General features: G+C 71.3%; 14 protein-coding genes. 6 read left to right on the top strand and 8 right to left on the bottom strand.

Going from position 1 to position 17,728, the window contains the following annotated elements; translation table 11 throughout:
* Positions 1-2 precede the first annotated feature (2 nt).
* On the top strand, positions 3-1,385 hold the full coding sequence (locus AB0877_RS03785) for an endo-1,4-beta-xylanase (protein ID WP_366606375.1): 1,383 nt from the start codon (positions 3-5) through the stop codon (positions 1,383-1,385).
* A 188-nt stretch (positions 1,386-1,573) separates the two neighbouring features.
* Here AB0877_RS03785 and sthA read toward each other — a convergent pair whose 3' ends face one another.
* The 4 genes from sthA to AB0877_RS03805 all read right to left on the bottom strand — a co-directional run bounded on the left by sthA (position 1,574) and on the right by AB0877_RS03805 (position 5,977).
* On the bottom strand, positions 1,574-2,977 hold the full coding sequence (gene sthA / locus AB0877_RS03790) for a Si-specific NAD(P)(+) transhydrogenase (protein ID WP_366606377.1): 1,404 nt from the start codon (positions 2,975-2,977) through the stop codon (positions 1,574-1,576).
* 53 nt (positions 2,978-3,030) lie between these two features.
* Positions 3,031-4,056, bottom strand: coding sequence for a fibronectin type III domain-containing protein (locus AB0877_RS03795; RefSeq protein ID WP_366606379.1), 1,026 nt, complete (start codon positions 4,054-4,056; stop codon positions 3,031-3,033).
* 89 nt (positions 4,057-4,145) lie between these two features.
* Positions 4,146-4,784 (bottom strand): response regulator transcription factor, encoded by a 639-nt coding sequence (locus AB0877_RS03800; RefSeq protein WP_366606380.1) that lies wholly within the window; start codon positions 4,782-4,784, stop codon positions 4,146-4,148.
* Positions 4,781-5,977, bottom strand: coding sequence for a histidine kinase (locus tag AB0877_RS03805; protein ID WP_366606382.1), 1,197 nt, complete (start codon positions 5,975-5,977; stop codon positions 4,781-4,783). Before AB0877_RS03805 ends, AB0877_RS03800 begins: the two co-directional genes overlap by 4 nt.
* 146 nt (positions 5,978-6,123) lie before the next feature.
* On the opposite strand from AB0877_RS03805, the gene AB0877_RS03810 reads away from it, so the two are divergent.
* Together AB0877_RS03810 and AB0877_RS03815 are read left to right on the top strand one after the other, a co-directional pair.
* On the top strand, positions 6,124-6,882 hold the full coding sequence (locus AB0877_RS03810) for an ABC transporter ATP-binding protein (protein ID WP_366606384.1): 759 nt from the start codon (positions 6,124-6,126) through the stop codon (positions 6,880-6,882).
* Positions 6,883-6,890: 8 nt separating this feature from the next.
* A complete protein-coding gene (locus AB0877_RS03815) occupies positions 6,891-9,410 on the top strand; it encodes an ABC transporter permease (protein ID WP_366606385.1) in 2,520 nt (839 codons plus the stop codon).
* Between the two features lie 48 nt (positions 9,411-9,458).
* On the opposite strand, the gene AB0877_RS03820 is transcribed toward AB0877_RS03815, so the two are convergent.
* Together AB0877_RS03820 and AB0877_RS03825 are read right to left on the bottom strand one after the other, a co-directional pair.
* A complete protein-coding gene (locus AB0877_RS03820; RefSeq protein ID WP_366606387.1) occupies positions 9,459-11,072 on the bottom strand; it encodes a ricin-type beta-trefoil lectin domain protein in 1,614 nt (537 codons plus the stop codon).
* A 97-nt stretch (positions 11,073-11,169) separates the two neighbouring features.
* Positions 11,170-11,592 (bottom strand): DUF2000 domain-containing protein, encoded by a 423-nt coding sequence (locus AB0877_RS03825; protein ID WP_357207495.1) that lies wholly within the window; start codon positions 11,590-11,592, stop codon positions 11,170-11,172.
* Between the two features lie 50 nt (positions 11,593-11,642).
* Between AB0877_RS03825 and AB0877_RS03830 the strand changes: the two genes are divergently transcribed.
* Positions 11,643-12,446, top strand: a complete 804-nt coding sequence (locus AB0877_RS03830) for an AraC family transcriptional regulator (protein ID WP_366606389.1) — start codon at positions 11,643-11,645, stop codon at positions 12,444-12,446.
* 6 nt (positions 12,447-12,452) lie between these two features.
* Here the strand turns inward: AB0877_RS03830 and AB0877_RS03835 are convergent, their stop codons facing one another.
* Both AB0877_RS03835 and AB0877_RS03840 read right to left on the bottom strand, forming a co-directional pair.
* Complete coding sequence (locus AB0877_RS03835) at positions 12,453-13,286, bottom strand: helix-turn-helix transcriptional regulator (protein WP_366606390.1); 834 nt, start codon at positions 13,284-13,286, stop codon at positions 12,453-12,455.
* A 295-nt stretch (positions 13,287-13,581) separates the two neighbouring features.
* Positions 13,582-15,006, bottom strand: coding sequence for an aldehyde dehydrogenase family protein (locus AB0877_RS03840; protein ID WP_366606392.1), 1,425 nt, complete (start codon positions 15,004-15,006; stop codon positions 13,582-13,584).
* 228 nt (positions 15,007-15,234) lie between these two features.
* Here AB0877_RS03840 and AB0877_RS03845 point away from each other — a divergent pair, with 228 nt between their 5' ends.
* Positions 15,235-15,810 carry a DinB family protein gene (locus tag AB0877_RS03845; protein ID WP_366606393.1) on the top strand — a complete coding sequence of 192 codons (576 nt, stop codon included), beginning with the start codon at positions 15,235-15,237 and terminating at the stop codon, positions 15,808-15,810.
* Between the two features lie 334 nt (positions 15,811-16,144).
* Entirely contained in the window at positions 16,145-17,725 is a 1,581-nt protein-coding gene (locus AB0877_RS03850; protein ID WP_366606395.1) for a DHA2 family efflux MFS transporter permease subunit, read from the top strand.
* Positions 17,726-17,728 lie beyond the last annotated feature (3 nt).

A 17,728-nucleotide genomic window follows, 5' to 3' on the forward strand; every position in this document is an offset into this window, starting at 1 on the left:
AGATGAGAAGTTCGAGATGGAAGGCGGCATCCAGAGCCGCAGTCGCGCTGGCCAGCGCGGGTGCCCTCGCCGCCGGCATGGCGCTGTTCGCGACGGCACCCGCCTCCGCCGGGACGACACTCGGCGCGTCCGCCGCCGAGAAGGGCCGCTACTTCGGCACGGCGGTGGCCGGCTTCAAGCTCTCCGACAGCGCGTACACCACGATCTTGAACCGTGAGTTCAACTCGGTGACCGCCGAGAACGAAATGAAGATGAACGCCACCGAGCCGCAGCAGAACCAGTTCAGCTACGGGGCGGCGGACCAGATCGTCAACCACGCCCGCAGCCGCGGGATGAGCGTGCGGGGTCACACCCTGGCGTGGCACTCGCAGCAGCCCGCCTGGATGGAGCGCATGAGCGGCAGCGCGCTGCGGCAGGCGATGCTCAACCACGTCACGCAGGTGGCCACCTACTTCCGTGGCAGGGTCGTGGCGTGGGACGTGGTGAACGAGGCGTTCGCGGACGGCAGCTCCGGAGGCCGTCGCGACTCCAACCTCCAGCGCACCGGCAACGACTGGATCGAGGCGGCGTTCCGGGCCGCGCGTGCCGCGGACCCGGGCGCGAAGCTCTGCTACAACGACTACAACACCGACAACTGGACGCACGCCAAGACGCAGGGCGTCTACAACATGGTGCGCGACTTCAAGGCCCGTGGCGTGCCGATCGACTGCGTCGGGTTCCAGTCGCACTTCAACAACGACTCACCGTACGTGAGCAACTACCGCACCACCCTGTCCAGCTTCGCGGCGCTCGGTGTGGACGTGCAGATCACCGAGCTGGACATCCAGGGCGCTTCGGCGAACACGTACCGCAGCGTCGTCGAGGACTGCCTGGCCGTTGCCCGCTGCAACGGCATCACGGTGTGGGGCATCCGCGACAGTGACTCGTGGCGGTCTTCGCAGACCCCGCTGCTGTTCAACAGCAACGGCTCGAAGAAGCCCGCGTACGACGCGGTTCTCGCCGCGCTGAACAACGGCACCACGCCCACGGACCCGCCGACCGACCCGCCCACCGACCCGCCGACCGACCCGCCCACCACGCCGCCGCCGGGCACGGGTGGCTGCACCGCCACGGTGTCGGTGAACCAGTGGAACGGTGGCTTCGTGGCGAACGTACGGGTGACCGCGGGCTCGTCGGCGCTCAACGGCTGGACGGTGTCGATCGGACTGCCGTCCGGCGTCACCGTCACCGGAGCGTGGAGCGCCAACCGCAGTGGTAACAGCGGCACGACGAACTGGACCAACGTCGCCTACAACGGTCAGGTCGGCGCCGGGCAGTCCACCGAGTTCGGGTTCCAGGCCAACGGCACCGCCGGCAGCCTGAGCCCCACCTGCTCCGCGGGCTGACGCACCCACCGGCCGGTGCGGGGGGCAGGGCCCCGCACCGGCCCCACCCGCTCCTGCCCTCGGTGATCAAGAGGTTTGCGTCAGGACACGCCAGATCGGTTGACGGAAACCTCTTGATCACCCGGAGGGGGTTTGAGCGGCGACTACCGCACCCGGCTGGCAGAGCTGGTCGAGGTCGGCGACGGTGGCTAGCCGTCGATGCGGGTGATGTTGCGGATCTTGTTTGACGCGTCCAGGGCGGCGACCTTGTACGCCTCGGCCAGCGTCGGGTAGTTGAACACCGTGTCGACCAGGTAGTTGATCGTGCCGCCGCAGCCCATCACCGCCTGACCGATGTGGACGATCTCGGTGGCGGCGGTACCGAACACGTGCACCCCGAGCAGCCGGCCGTCGTCGGGGGAGACGAGCAGCTTCAACATGCCGTACGAGTCACCCACGATCTGACCCCGGGCCAACTCGCGGTACCGGGCGATGCCCACCTCGAACGGTGTCGAGCTCTCGGTGAGCTGCGCCTCGGTCTGCCCGACGAAGCTGATCTCCGGAATCGTGTAGATGCCGATCGGTTGCAGGCCGAGCATCTCCCGGATCGGCTCGCCGCAGGCGTGCTGCGCCGCCAGTCGGCCCTGCTCCATCGAGGTGGACGCGAGCGCGGGAAAGCCGATCACGTCACCGACGGCGTAGATGTTCTCCACCGCGGTGCGGTAGTTGGCGTCGACGGCGATCCGGCCGCGTCGGTCCGCCTCCAGCCCGGCCGCCTCCAGCGCCAGATCGTCGGTCTGACCCTGCCGGCCGGCCGAGTACATCACCGTGTCGGCGACGATCTTCTTGCCGCTCTTGAGAATGCACAGCGCCGCGGTCTGGTGCTTCTCCACGGCGGCGACCTCCTCGCCGAAGCGGAACGCCACGGACAGGTCGCGCAGGTGGTACTTGAGTGACTCGACGATCTCGTCGTCGCAGAAGTCCAGCATCCGGTCGCGGCGTTCCACCACCGTCACCTTGGTGCCGAGCGCGGCGAACATCGAGGCGTACTCCATGCCGATCACGCCGGCACCGACCACGACCATGCTGCGGGGTACGGCTTGCAGGTTGATGACGCCGTCGGAGTCCACGATCGTCCGGTCGTCGAAGTCGACGCTGTCCGGGCGGGCCGGGCGGGTGCCCGCGGCGATGACGCTCTTGTCGAAGGTCACCTTGGACTCGCGGCCGGAGCCGTCGTCGACCCAGATCGCGTGCGCGTCGGCGAAACGCCCGGTGCCGGTGATCATCGTGACGCGGTTGCGGGACAGTTGGTTGCGGATGACGTCGGTCTGCCGGGTGATGACGTGCTGGGTCCGGGCCGCCAGGTCGCTGACGGTGATGTCCTCCTTGACCCGGTAGCTGCTGCCGTACAGGTCGCGCTGACTCAGGCCGGTCAGGTAGAGCACTGCCTCGCGCAGCGTCTTGGAGGGCACGGTGCCGGTGTTGATGCACACCCCACCGATCATGTCGCGGCGGTCCACGATGGCCACCCGCCTGCCGAGTTTGGCGGCGGCGATCGCGGCCTTCTGACCGCTGGGCCCGGAGCCCAGCACCAACAGGTCGTAGTCATACACAGGCGTTAGCGTCGCAAGATGTCGCGGCGCACGCCAGACCCCGGGGTCGAGCGTTATTCGTCTGCCACCGTGCACAGGCCGCCGTTGAGCGTGATTTCCTCCGGCAGTTGCGTGCCGGTGGCGACCAGCCCCAGCGACACGGTGCCGCCGGGCGGGATCACCGCGTTGCGACCGGTGTTGCCCACCCGGAGGTAACTGTTGTTGAGGCGGTCGACGACCTTCGCGCCCCAGATGCCCTGCACCTGCTGACTGGCCCAGAACCGCCACGTCATCGCCCACCCGTCGACCACCGTCGAGCCGGTGTTCTCGACGACGAGGTGCGCCACGAAGCCGTTCGGCCACTGCCGCACGACGGACCGGACCGCGCAGCTCGGCGGCGGCGGCAGGGTGGTGACGGTGACCGGTGCGGACAGCGCGGACAGCAGTCCGACCTCGTCGCGGGCTCGCACCACGAAGGTGTAGGTGGTGTTCGGCGCCAACCCGTTGATCGTGGCGCTGTTGACGGGCGGGTACTGGGAAACGTCGCGGACCAGGGTGAGAGCGCCGCCGGCGTCCACCCGGAACACCTCGTACCGTTCGAGCGCCGCATTCTCCACCGAGTGCGCCCAGCGCAGCCGGACCGCCGTGGCGGTGACGTCGAACGCCACCGGTTGACCCGGCGCGCCCGGCGGTTGGTCGTCGCCCGGCGGCATGGTCAACCGCAGGCTCGGGTTCGACGGTGAGCCGTTGCCGGCCGCGTCCACCGCCGACACGAAGAAGGTGTAGGTGCGCGACGGCCGCAGGCCGGTGATCCGAATGCTGTTGGTGTCGGTCGACCAGGTGAGGCCGTTGTCCTCGAACCGCGCCGAGACCGGGTAACGGACCACCCCCACGTTGTCGGTCGAGGCAGCCCAGGTCAGCTCGACCCAGGTGGTGTCGATGGCGGTGACGGTGATCGGGCCCGGGGCGGTGGGGGGCTCGGTGTCGTCGGCGGCCGCGTACGCCGGGGTCGCGCCCGACGCCACCAGGACTGCCGTGAGCGTGCAGGCGGCCAGTGCGGCGGCCCGGGACCGGGCGCCGCGCCTCGGATGATCGCGCATGGTTGATCGCCTCGCCTTCGAGTGAGCGCAGCGGACCAGTCATCGACTGGTGACGATGATAGGTGAGCGGTGGTCAGGGCGTTGTCCCGTCAGCCGACGAGACGGCGCTCCCAGGCCCAGGCGGCGATCTCGACCCGGTTGCGGGCCGTGAGTTTCATCTGCACGCTCGCCAGGTGGGTCTTGACCGTGCCCACGGCGATGAAGAGCCGGGCGGCGATCTCGGCGTTGGTCAGCCCCCGGGCGACGAGCTTCACGACGTCGAGTTCCCGTGGCGACAGACCGCCGTCGTCGCGCGCCCGGGCCGGCGAGCTGAGGTGCTCCAACAGCCGGACCGTGATCGAGGGGCTGATCAGCGCGTCTCCGGACACGGCCGCGCGGACGGCCTCCACCAGCAGGGCCGGGCCGGAGTCCTTGAGCAGGAAGCCGCACGCGCCGTTGGAGAGCGCCGTGTGCACGTACTCGTCGAGGTCGAAGGTCGTCACGACGACCACCCGGATCGGGTCGGCGACGCCCGGCCCCGCGAGCAGCCGCAGTGCCTCCAGACCGTCGAGGCGGGGCATCCGGATGTCCAGCAGCACCACGTCCGGGCGCAGTCGTCGGGCCAGCTCGACGGCCTGGACGCCGTCTGCTGCCTCGCCGACCACCTCCAGGTCCGACTGGGCGCCAATGATCATGCCGAAGCCGGTCCGGACCATGGCCTGGTCATCGGCGATCAGCACCCGGATCACCGGGCTGCCGCCACCTGCAGCGGAAACGCCGCGTCGAGCACCCAGCCACCGGCGACGCCGGGCCCGGCGGTGATCGTGCCGCCGAGGGCGCGGACCCGCTCGGTGAGGCCGATCAGGCCGAAGCCGTGCCCCCGGGCCGGCGCGGTTCGTGGCGACGCGCCGTCGTCGGCGACCCGAACCAGCAACCAGCCCGGGGTACGCCGCACGGCCACGGCCACGGACCGCGCGTCCGGCGCGTGCTGGCGGGTGTTGGTCAGCCCCTCCATCACCACCCGGTACGCCGACGTCGAGACCTCCACCGGTAGTCCGTCCAGGTCGCCGTCGACGTGCAGTCGTGCCGGCGCGTTCGCCGCGCCGTTGAACCCGGTCAGCAGCGGTTCCAACTCGTTCACCCCGGCCAGTGGCGCCAGCGGTGCGTCCGGCGGCGCGTCCGGGTTGCGCAGGATGCCGACCATCCGCCGCATCGAGGCCATCGTCTCCGCGCCGGCCCGCTCGATCTGCTCCAGGGCGACGATCACCCGCTGCGGGTCCTGCTCGGCGACGAACCGGGCGCCCTGTGCCTGCACCACGATGCCGGTGACGTGGTGGGCGATGAAGTCGTGCAGGTCCCGGGCGAACTCCGCACGCTGCTCGGCCCGCACCAGGGCGATGGCCCGCTCCCGGCCGGCGGCCACGACGCGCAGGTAGAGCCCCACCCCGGCGGCGCCGGCGGCGGCGATCACCTGAAGTAGACCGAAGATCACCAGGAGGCTCTCGGCGCCGGAACGCAGCGGCAGCGCGGCGACGGCCAGCCCGGCGACCACCGCCGCCGCCGGGGCGAGTCGGGGCGCGCCCCAGCGAGTCACCACGAAGACCACCCCGATCAGCCCGGCCGACTCGGCGAGCCCCCAACTGCCGCCACCGAGCCCGTAGCGGCCGTCGGGAATGATCACGATCGCCGCGGTCACGACCAGTGACGCAGAGGCGAGTACCAGCGCGGCCAACGGCAGCCGGCGGGATCCCGGTCGGTGCACCGGCAGCCAGAGCGGAACCGTCGCCACCGCCAGCCCCACCCGTACCAGCAGGAGCAGCAGGGCGGCCAGACCCGTGGGCGAGCTGTACCGCAGGTCGAAGAGGGCGAGCAGCCCCATGGCCACCAGCCCGGCGGCCTGGGCCAGGCGTACCCACCATCGTCGAAGATCCGGCGTGCTCATGGTGACCCAGCGTAGCCAGCCGGACGGAGGTGCCGGATCGGCCGAAAGGAAGACCCGGCGCCGGTCATACCCGGCCCCGGGCCGATGCGCCCGCCCACCGGTCGCGGCGAGGCTTTCCCGGTCACCACGCAGCCTTTGGAGGAACGATGACAACCCACGCCCCGCCAGAGACCAGCCACGCCGCGGTAGCGGCGGTCGACCTGGTGAAGGTGTACGGCAGCGGCGACACCGCCGTCCGTGCCCTGGACGGGGTCTCGGTCGGCTTCGGCCGGGCCGAGTTCACCGCCATCATGGGCTCGTCCGGATCCGGCAAGTCGACCCTGATGCACTGCCTCGCCGGCCTCGACACGGCCACCTCCGGTCGCGTCCTGCTCGGCGGCACGGAGCTGACCGGCCAGTCGGACCGGACCCTGACCCGGGTACGCCGGGAACGGATCGGGTTCGTCTTCCAGTCCTTCAACCTGCTGCCACAGCTCACCGCCGCGCAGAACATCACCCTGCCGCTGGATCTCGCCGGTCGGCAGCCCGACGCCGAACTCCTCGCGCGCCTGGTACGGATGCTGGGCCTCGGCGACCGTCTGAACCACCGGCCCAGCGAGCTGTCCGGCGGCCAGCAGCAGCGGGTCGCCCTCGCCCGGGCACTGGTGGCACGCCCCGAGGTGGTCTTCGCCGACGAGCCGACCGGCAACCTCGACTCGCGCTCCGGCGCGGAGGTGCTCACCATCCTGCGCGACTCCGTACGCGATCTCGGCCAGACCGTCGTCATGGTCACCCACGACCCGATCGCCGCCGCGTACGCCGACCGGGTGGTGCTGCTGGCCGACGGGCGGCTGGCCGGCGAGATCGACAAGCCGAACCAGATGTCGGTCACCGACGCCCTGCGTGACCTGGCGGCCCGCCGATGAGGGCGACAGTGCTGCGTACCCAGACGACCGCCGCCGCCCGGCGGCCCGGCCGGCTGATCCTGACCGGTCTGGCGATCCTGGTCGCGTCGTTCGTCGTCGTCGGCACCGTGCTGGTGCAACAGATCACCGAGCGGACCGTGCGGGACAACCTCAGCGGCACCCCGGCCGTCACCGACCTGGTGATCGGCAGCGTCGACGTGCCGCCACCCACGGTGCGGGACGTGCAGCAGATCCGGGCCGTGCCCGGGGTGGCCGAGGCGGTCGCCCGGGTCGCCACCGGCGTCTCGATCGGCGAGGGATACCTCAACCTGCGGTCCGATCCGGGCAGCGGCCCGCTGAGCACGGTCCGGGTCGTCGCGGGCAGGTACCCCGACGCCCCCGGCCAGATCGCGATCACCCCGCGCACCGCCGAGCGGCTCGGGCTGTCGGTCGGCACCACCACCAGAGGTACCGGCGGCGAACTCGGCGCGCCCGCTCCGCTCACCGTGACCGCCATGGTGGAGACCGCCGTCGACGCCGGCTACGACGCGTACGCCCCGGAGAGCGCGGTGATCGGCTGGGCGCGACTGACGGCCGTGGAACGCGTGGACGTGCGGGTGACGCCCGGCACCGCACCCGACGCGGTCCGGCAACGGGTCAGCGCCGTGGTCGCCGCCCAGCCGATCCGCTCCGGTGCCGAGGTACGCGACGCCGAGGCCAGGGCGGCGGCCGAGCAGGTCGGGAAACTCTTCATTCTGGTCGGCGTCTTCGTCTCCATCGCGGTCGCCGCGGCGGCGCTGGTGGTCACCTCGACCTTCCGCATCGTCTTCGCCCAGCGGATGCGGCAGCTCGCGCTGCTGCGGGCCGTCGGCGCGAGTCGGGGCACCCTGGTCGGCGCGCTGACCGCCGAGGGCGCCCTGACCGGGCTGGTCGCCGGGCTCGTCGGGGTCGCCGCCGCGCTCACCCTCGGGTACGCGCTGCCGCCGGTCCTGCGCGCCGCCGGCCACCAGGTCTCCTCGCCGGGCCTGCCGCTGGCGGAAGCGGTCACGGTGGTGATCGGCGCTGTCGTGGTCACCGTGTCGGCCGTGCTGGCACCGGCGCTCTCGGCCGCCCGGGTCTCCCCGTTGGAGGCGCTGCGGTCGGCGAGCACCACCGCCGGTCGGCGCGGCATCGGGGCGGCGCGCCTGGTGTCGGGGTTGCTCCTGACCGGCGGTGCGGTCCTCGCGGCGGTCGCCACGATCAGTCGCTTGCCGAAGCCCGACCAGTCGGACTACAACCCGACGCTGCCCCTGCTCCTGCTTGTCGCGTCGGGCGGGATGGCGTTCTTCGCGCTGGTGGCCCTCGGTCCGCTGCTGGTCCGCCCGGTGCTGGCCGTGGTGGGTTGGCCGCTGCGCCAGCTCGGGCCGCTCGGGCGGATGTCGGTCGGCGGGATCGGCGGGGCTCCACGCCGGGCGGCAGCGGTCTCCGTCGTGGTCGCGCTGGGGGTGACCCTGATCTCCGGGGTGGTCATCGGCGGCGCGTCGTTGCGGATCCTCGCCGACCGCGAGATGGCACTGTCGGCTCCGACCGACTTCGAGGTCACGACCAACGGTGAGCCCCTGCCGCCGGCCGTGGTGACCCGGGCCGAGGCGGCGCGCGGTGCGCTGGCCCGGGTGGTGCCGTACCGCAGGGTCGACGACGCGACACTGCTGCGCGGCGTCGACAAGCTCGGCACCACCGAGTCCGGTTACCTGACGAGCGACCTCGACCTGGCGGCGTTGCCGAGCACCGGCGATCTGGACGTGGCCCAGGGCACCCTGGCCGATCGTGGCCCGGGACGGATCGTGGTCAACAAGTGGGTCGCGTGGGACGCCGGCCTGCGGGTCGGCGACACCGTCACCCTCGCCGTTCCCGCCGGCCGGGTCGACGTGCGGGTGGCCGCCGTCCTGCCCGGTGACGGCCCGCTGCACACGGGCATCCTCGCCGATCCGGCGGACCTGGACCGGCTCGGCGTGCCGGCCGCGTACACCGGTCTGCTGGCCGACGCCGCCGGCGCTGGCGAGGACGGCCGCACCGCCGGGGTGCGGGCGCTGCGGCAGGCGATCGGTGGCAGCGACGGGGTGGGCCTCGCGGTGCTCGCCGACGACCGGGACCGCAATGACGCGGTGCTCCGCACCCTGGTCTGGATCGCGGTGGGTCTGGTCAGCCTGACCGTGCTGATCGCGGTCGTCGGCGTGGGCTCCACGACCGCGCTGTCGGTGGTGGAGCGGGTACGCGAGTCCGGGCTGCTCAGGGCAATCGGGCTGTCCCGAACCGGCCTGCGCACGATGCTGACCGTCGAGTCGGGCCTGTACGGGGTGATCGGCGCGACCATCGGCCTGGTGCTCGGCATTCCGTACGCCTGGTTGGCCGTCCAGACCCTCGGGATCGAGGCGCCGCTGACCGCGCCGCTGCTGCCGCTGGCCGGGCTCTTCGTGGTGCTGGTCGGGCTGACCGGGCTGGCCGGGGTGCTGCCGGCCCGTCGGGCGTCGCGGGTCAGCCCGGTGCAGGCGCTGGGGGCCGACAACTGAGCACCGTCGTGGGGTGGCGTCGCACCGCGCCACCCCACGACGGCCCGGTCAGTTGGGGTTGTTGGCGTGGGTCAGCGTCTCCCAGGCGACGAAGAGGTTGTTCGTCCCGGCCGGACGTTGTTGCAGCGTGAGGGTCTGGGTGTTGGTCATGACGTTGCCCAACCGGGTGCTCATCGCGTTGAAGCCGACCTCGGTGATCGGCCCGAGGCCCCGGGTGAGGCTGCCACCGCAGAGCCAGGAGGGTGGCGCCTCGCCGAGCTGGTAGCGCGAGTGGAAGCCCAGCGCCTGGCGCAGCCGCTCGCCGACCTGCGGGTACAGGTCCCGCCCCTGGATCCGGGAGGTCTCCGCGACGTGCGAGATGGCGGAGATCCCGTACCCGGTGTGGACGAAGTCGCGGCAGGTCTCCTGGGCGAGGCCGGCGACGAACGTGGACTGGCCCTGCCAGTAGCCGATGATCTCCGAGCTGGTGTCCAGGCCGCTGCCGGGCATCGTGTACGGCAACGCGCCGTCGCTGGGCAGGTAGATGAAGGCCCGGGTGCGGTTGAGGAATCGGGTGACCGCCGCGTCGTAGGCGCTCCGGTCGTCCAGGAAGACCGCGATGCCGACGGCGGCCTCCATCATGGTCAGTTCCCAGTTGCCGTTGCTGTTCGAGCCGTTGCGCACCACCGGCAGGTAGACGTTGCGCAGCATGGTGGCGAAGCGGTTGGCGTTGGGCCAACTCGTGTAGGTGTACTTGATGATCTCGGCTGCCCGGGGCCAGACCGAGGCGGCCCAGCCGGTCTGCAACGGGCCGTTGCTGCCGGTGTGCGCGGTGATCGTCGCCGACCACGCGTCCATGATCTGGATCGACTTCTGCGCGTAGCGGGCGTCCCCGGTGACGTACCAGGCGAGCGCGTCGGTGTACGCCGCGATCGCGTCCTCCCGCTCGTCGGTGCAGCCGTTGTTCGGGTTGGAGTAGGACCCACACTCGACCACCGAACGGGGTGCCGGGGTGCGCGACAGGGAGGCGTACCGGCTGCCCATCATCTGGTTGTAGGCCGACGCCCACGGCTGCGCGCCGGCCTGCACCCGGCCGCGGACGAAGTCGAGCTGGCCTCGGCTGACCAGCACACCGGGGTGGGTGAAACCACTCGACGGCGGTGGTGTGGTGCCGCCCCCGGTGGGTAGTGCCCAGCTCTGGTTGGCGGTGCCGGTGCAGCTCCAGATCTGCAACGGCGTCCCGTCGGCCGAGCTCTGGCCGGTCGCGTCGAGGCATTTGCCCGAGGTCGGGTTGACCAGTTGCCCGGCGTTGGTCGACCACTGCTGCGCCCCGGTGCCGTTGCAGTCGTAGATCTGCACCCGGGCGCCGTTGGCGGTGCTGGCGGCGGCGATGTCCAGGCACTTGCCCAGCGCCCGGATCGTGCCGTCGTCGCCGACCGTCCACTGTTGCGCGGTGGAGCCGTTGCAGGTGAAGAGCTGCACCGTGGTGTTGTTGGCCGGGTTCGCTGCGGCCACGTCGACGCACTTGCCGCCGTACCCGGTGATGGTGCCGGTCGCGGCCGCCACGGCGGGCGATGCGCCGACGACCAGTCCGGTCGGTACGGCGAGCAGGGCCGCAGCGAGCGCGGAGATCAGTCTGATGCGGGGGTGGCGGGGCGCGAGCCCGGCCGATCGTCGCGCCATGTGGGGGGTCCTTCCGGGGCGGCGAAACAACTGTAAAGTGTGTTAATCATTACAGTCATACAGGCCGATATCAATGCCTTCGTCGCCACGGATGCCGTTACGGGTGCATGGACGCACCCTTGAGCACCTTGTCCACCACATTGCGCGGCGCGTGCAACGCCAGGCCCACCAGGTCGAGCTTCTCCCGTCCGACCGCCTGGACGGCGGCGCGGTTGTCCCGGTCGTTGCCGGTGGCGAACAGTTCGGAGGTGAAGATCGCCAGCCGCAGGCCACGAGCGAGGCCGCGCGAGTGCGCGCCGACCAACGTCGCCCGGTCCCCGGCGAAGACCAGCACCGGCTGGCCGAACATCGGCAGGTAGCCGGTGCCGTCCGCGTCGCGGTACTCCTCGCCGACCAGCTCCGGCAGCGTGCTCGCGATGCCGCTGACCAGGAACGCGGTGACGTTCAGCCGTTGCCAGCCCGCCAGGTCGTTGCGGAGCAGCACGGCGATCTTGGTGGGAAAGCGGATCGGTTCGGTCATGGCGTCGAGCCTGCCCGCCCCGACACCTACCGGTCTTGTACGTTCTTAGCGTGGTCACCCGCCCCGCGGGCTCGCATGTCAGCGCGTGGCGACCCGCGGTAGCCGGGGTCGCCGAGGTCTTTCACGCCCATTTCGTCGACCACGCCTACCCTCGGCACATCCACGACGTCTGGACGCTGCTGATCGTCGACGACGGCGCGGTCCGCTTCGACCTGGACCGGCACCGGCACGGCGCGCTGCGCACGTCGGTCACCCTCCTGCCGCCGTACGTGCCGCACGACGGCAGATCCGCCACACCCGACGGCTTCCGCAAACGGGTCCTGTACCTCGACACCTCGGCGCTCGACGCCGAGTTGGCCGGGCGGGCCGTCGACGAGCCGGACCTGGCCGATCCGCGGCTGCGCGACCGGGTCCACCGCCTGCACCAGGTGCTCGCCGCGCCCGGCGACGAGTTCGAGGCGGAGAGCCGGCTCGCGTTCATCCTGGACCGGCTCCGCCGCCAACTCCGCCAGCGCTGCCCGGTCGGTGTCCAGCCGGCCGGACACGGCCTCGCGGTGCGCCTACGGGAGCTGCTGGACGCCCGGACCGTCGAGGGCGTCACCCTGCGGGAGGCCGCGGAGCTGCTGCACGCCCACCCGACCCACCTGGTCCGGGCGTTCACCCAGGCGCACGGCGTGCCACCCCACACCTATCTGACCGGTCGCCGGGTCCAGCTGGCCCGTCGCCTGCTCCTCGCCGGGCAGCGGCCCGTCGAGACCGCCGTCGCGGTGGGGTTCTTCGACCAGGCGCACCTGACCCGCCACTTCCGGCGCTACCTGGGGGTCAGCCCCGCCCGTTACCCCCGCCCGAGCTGATGGCGGTCAGACGAGCTGGCCGCCGATGACGGCCAGCAGGCGCAGCTTCTCGTCGCTCGGCGACCCGGGCACGGCGGTGAAGACCAACAGTGTCTGTGACTGATCGGGATCCACGAGCGTCTGGCAGTGCAGCTCCAACGCCCCGACCTCCGGGTGCACGAAGTGCTTGGGCGGGCAGTAGCCGGCGGGCACCGGGTGCTCCCGCCAGAGCTGCGCGAACTCCGGGCTCCTGGCCAGCAGGTCGTCGACGAGCGCGGCGGCCCGTGAGCCGCGCCCATCGCGGGTGTACGCCGCGTGCAGGTGCGCCACGAGCAGACGACTCTGCGTCTGGTGATGCTGCGCCGGGTGCAACTGCCGTGCGCTCGGGTCGGTGAACCAGCGGTGGTGCGCGCTGCGCGCCAACCCGGTGTACCGGGTCTCGTCACCGAGCAGGGCGACGGCCGGCGCGGTCTGCGCCAGGGTCTCGCCGAGGTGGTTCACCACCTGGGCCGGGGTGTCGTGCATCCGGTCAAGGATGCGCATCATCCCCGGGTTCACGTGGTCGGCCCGCACCGCGCGGCGCGGAACGGCGTGACCGGCGAGCTGGAACAGGTGGTCCCGTTCGACGAGGGAGAGCCGCAGGCCCCGGGCCAGCGCGGCGAGCATCTGTTCCGAGGGGTGCGGCCCGCGCTGCTGCTCCAACCGGCTGTAGTAGTCGGTGGACATCCCGCTCAACGTGGCCACTTCCTCACGCCGCAGCCCTCCGGTGCGCCGCCGGGGCCCCCGGGGCAACCCCACGTCCTCGGGCTGCAGAGCCTCCCGGCGGGTACGCAGGAAGCTCGCGAGTTGGGCGCGGTCCACGTGTCTCTCCGATCGGTGGGTGCCAGCCAGTCGCCCGGCACATCAACTGCAACAGACCAGCCCCGCCCCGCTGTTCCACCCCACCCGTTCCACCCCGCCCCCCGCCCCGCCCCGCGTTGCGCGCCCCCGCCCCGCCCCGTCCGCGCCCCGCCCCGCCCCGGGTTGCGCGATCTTGCACTTTCTGTCGGTACATAGGGGGCGTAGCACCCCATATCGGCGACCGAAAGTGCAAGATCGGCGCGGGCGCGGGCGCGGGCGCGGGCGCGGGTGTGGGCGTGGGCGGGAGGGGGAGGGGTCAGCGTTGGATGGACTTGGTCTCCAGGAACTCCTCCAGCCCAAACCGGCCGAACTCGCGACCGTTGCCGGAGTGCTTGTAGCCGCCGAACGGGGCGAGCGGATTCCAGTGGCCGGCGTTCACGTCGACCTGGCCCACGCGCAGCCGCCGGGCGATCGCCAGCGCGTGCTCCGGCTCACCGAAGACGCCGCTGGTCAGGCCGTACAGCGTGCCGTTGGCGATGGCTACGGCCTCCTCCTCGTCGGTGTACGGGATGATCGTCAGCACCGGGCCGAAGATCTCCTCCTGGGCGATCGCGGAGGCCGGGTCGACGTCAGCGAAGATCGTCGGCTGGACGTAGGCCCCGACGGTCAGCCCCGCGGGCCGCTGCGGGCCGCCGAACACGAGCCGCGCGCCGTCGGAGATGCCCCGCTCGATGTAGCCGACGACCTTCTGCCGGTGGGCCTCGGACGCCATCGGGCCGATCCGGGTGGCCTCGTCGCCCGGGTCGCCGACGGTGTACTGCTTCGCGGCCTCGACGGCCAACGCCACGACCTCGTCCTGACGGGAGGCGGGCACCAGCATCCGTGGCCACGCGCCGCAGACCTGACCGCCGTTGCTGAACGCCATCATCACGCCCCGCTCGACAGCGGTGGGCAGGTCGGCGTCGTCGAGGATGATGTTCGCGCCCTTGCCGCCCAGCTCCAGCGCGACCCGCTTGACGGTCGCCGCGGCCACCGCGGAGATCCGCTGTCCCGCCCGGGTGGAGCCGGTGAAGGAGATCATGTCGACGTCCGGGTGGGCGGAGATCGCCTCGCCGACGGTCGCGCCGGTGCCGTAGACCACGTTGAAGACACCCGCCGGTACGCCGGCCTCGGCGGCGACCTCGGCGAGGATGCGCGCGGTCAGCGGGGCGTTCTCGGACGGTTTGAAGACCATCGTGTTGCCGGCGAGCAGAGCCGGAGCCAGCTTGGAGACGATCTGCTGAAGCGGAAAGTTCCACGGCGTGATCGCGCCGACCACGCCGATCGGCTCGCGGACGATCAGCGAGTTGCCGACCTCCTCGGTCCAGGCGAAGTCGTCGGCGAGGCCGGCGATGGAGTCGACCACAGCGGCCGGGAACGCGACCTGGGCGGTCCGGGACATGCCGATCGGAGAGCCCATCTCGGCGGTGATCGCCTGGGCGATCTCCTCCGTGCGGGCGGCGAGGCCGGCGCCGAGGCGGCGCAGCACGTCCGCCCGGTGCCGCGCAGTGGTCGCCGACCAGGCCGGGAAGGCGGCACGGGCGACAGCGACGGCGCGGTCGACGTCGGCGGCGGTGCCGGCCGGGGTCTCGGCGACGACCTCGCCGGTGGCCGGGTTCACGACGGGAAGGGTGCCGGCGGAGCCGGTGACGGTCTCGCCGCCGATCCAGTGGCCGGTGACGGTGTAGGTGGAAGGTGTCATGGACCGACCGTCGCACCGCTGCCGAACCCCAACCAGGTGCGGTTTATCCACGGTTCGGCGATCCCTGGCTGGCGACTGGCACATCGTTGGGCACGTCTGGTTGCCGGGCCCAGGTACCGGCAGGCCGGGCCCCCAGCACCGGCGGGGCGGGGTGGCGTGTCCTGCCGACCATGAGCTTCGGGGGTCGCCGGGGCAACGCCGACGCCGACCGGATGCCATAGTGCCGCGATGAAGGCGGACCTGCACAGTTACTTGAAGGGCGGCCGTGAGTCGCTGCTGTGGAAGCTCGACGGGCTCGGCGAATACGATATTCGGCGTCCGTTGACCCCGACCGCCACCAATCTGCTCGGTCTGGTGAAGCACTCGGCGGCCATGGAGATCCTCTACTTCGGTGTCGTGTTCGGTCGACCGTTCGAGCAGGAGTTGCCGTATGTCGGTGACGGTGCGGAGACCAATGCCGACATGTGGGCGAGTGCGGACGAGACCCGTGAGGAGATCGTGGCGCTGTACCGGCGCGCGATCGCCCACGCCGACACCACGATCGAAGCCCTCGCACTGCACGAAGTGGGTCACGTGCCGTGGTGGGGCGATGCGGCGGTCACGTTGCACCACGTCCTGGTCCACGTCATCGCGGAAACCCAACGGCACGCCGGCCACGCCGACATCGTCCGCGAACTCATCGATGGCACGGCCGGGCTGCTGCCAAGGCACGACAATCTGCCCGCCGTGGACGAGTCATGGTGGCGGGACCACCGCCGGCGAGTGGAGCAGGCCGCGCTCGACGCCAGCAGGCGCAGCGGCTAGTTCTCTGCCGGCCATCGGTGACGCCTGCGCATCTGGGCCACCCGCCGCCCCCATTCCGCGCGGTCACCGACGCGAAGAGGGCGGCGTCGCCGGCGACGCAGGGCACCAGCTCGCGGCTGTGCCGGCTGATTGCCACCCCGACGTCCGGCCACAGTCGCAAAGCCGATCGGATACGTGGCCGGGCCGTCACGAAATCCGGCGGCGAATCGTCACAGATGGCAGTTAGTCTTCCTCCGCGCGTCGTCGTCCTGGCACGTCGCGCGCCGCGCCCGGTCGGCGCGGCATCGCCGCCACCGCCCACCGTCGGCCGGCTCAATCGACTTCAGGAGAGTTAGTGACACAGCAATCCCTCGCGACATCGGACAAACTCGACGGCGCGGTGCTCAAGGTGGCGGGCGTCGTCGTCCTTGGCGCGATCATGTCGATCCTCGACGTGACGGTGGTCAGCGTGGCGCTGCCCAAGTTCCAGAGTGAGTTCGACGCGTCCTACGCCCGTGTCGCCTGGACCATGACCGCCTACACTCTCGCGCTCGCCACCGTGATCCCGCTCAGCGGGTGGGCGGCGGACCGGTTCGGCACCAAGCGGCTCTACATGGTGGCGCTGACCCTGTTCACGATCGGGTCGGGGCTCTGCGCCATGGCCGACACGATCGGTGAGCTGATCGGTTACCGGGTCCTGCAGGGCCTCGGTGGCGGCATGCTCATGCCGCTGGGCATGACCATCATGACCCGGGCGGCCGGTCCGCACCGGATCGGTCGGTTGATGGCCGTCCTCGGCATCCCGATGCTTCTGGGGCCGATCGGCGGCCCGATCCTCGGTGGTTGGTTGATCGACACCGCGAGCTGGCACTGGATCTTCTTGATCAACCTGCCGATCGGCCTGATCGCCCTGGTCTACGCGCAGGTCGCGCTGCCGAAGGACGCGCCCGAGCCGTCCGAGTCGTTCGACTTCGTCGGCATGCTCATGCTCTCGCCGGGTCTCGCGTTGTTCCTCTACGGCGTCTCGTCCCTGCCGGAGGCGGGCACCTTCGCCGAGGCCAAGGTCTGGGCCCCGATGCTGGTCGGCGGCGCGCTGGTGGTGGCGTTCGTGCTCTACTCGTTCAAGCCCCGGCACCCGCTGCTCGACCTGCGGCTGTTCCGCAACCGCAGCCTGACCATCGCGTCGGTGACGATGTTCGTGTTCATCATCGCGTTCATGGGTGCCGGCCTGCTGTTCCCGAGCTACTTCCTACAGGTGCGCGGTGAGTCGACGCTGGCCGCCGGCCTGCTGATGGCCCCGCAGGGCATCGGCGCGATGATCACCATGCCGATCGCCGGCACGTTGGCCGACCGGGTGCCGATCGGGCGTACCGTCCCGTTCGCGTTGGGGCTCATCGTCGTCGGGTTCTTCGGGTTCACCCAGGTCGACCCGCAGACCTCGTACTGGCTGCTCGGCGGTTCGCTGTTCGTGATGGGTCTGGGCATGGGCGGCACGATGATGCCGATCATGACGTCGGCGCTGCGGACGTTGCAGGCGCAGGAGGTGGCCCGCGGCTCGACGCTGGTCAACATCCTCCAGCAGATCGGCGGTTCCGTCGGCGCCGCCGTGATGTCGGTGATCCTCACCAACGAGCTGAACGGCTCCCGGCCGATCCCCGGCCTGGTGGACGAGAGCGGCAAGCCGATCACCGAAGCCGGGCTGGCCATCGCCTCCCAGCAGCGGCCGGAGCTGCTCCAGCAGATGCCGGTGGACCCGTCGATCATCGAGCGCGGGTTGGACTTCGCCGCCAAGTCGTTCGCGAGCACGTTCTGGGTCGCGTTCGCGCTGGTCGTGCTCACCATCATCCCGGCGGCGTTCCTGCCGCGCCGACGTCAGCCGGCGCAGCTCGACGACCCGCAGGGCGAGCAGGTCAGAACGCCCGTCGTCATCCACTGACCG

It is taken from the genome of Micromonospora sp. NPDC047644 (genome assembly GCF_040704315.1).
Lineage (GTDB): Bacteria > Actinomycetota > Actinomycetes > Mycobacteriales > Micromonosporaceae > Micromonospora.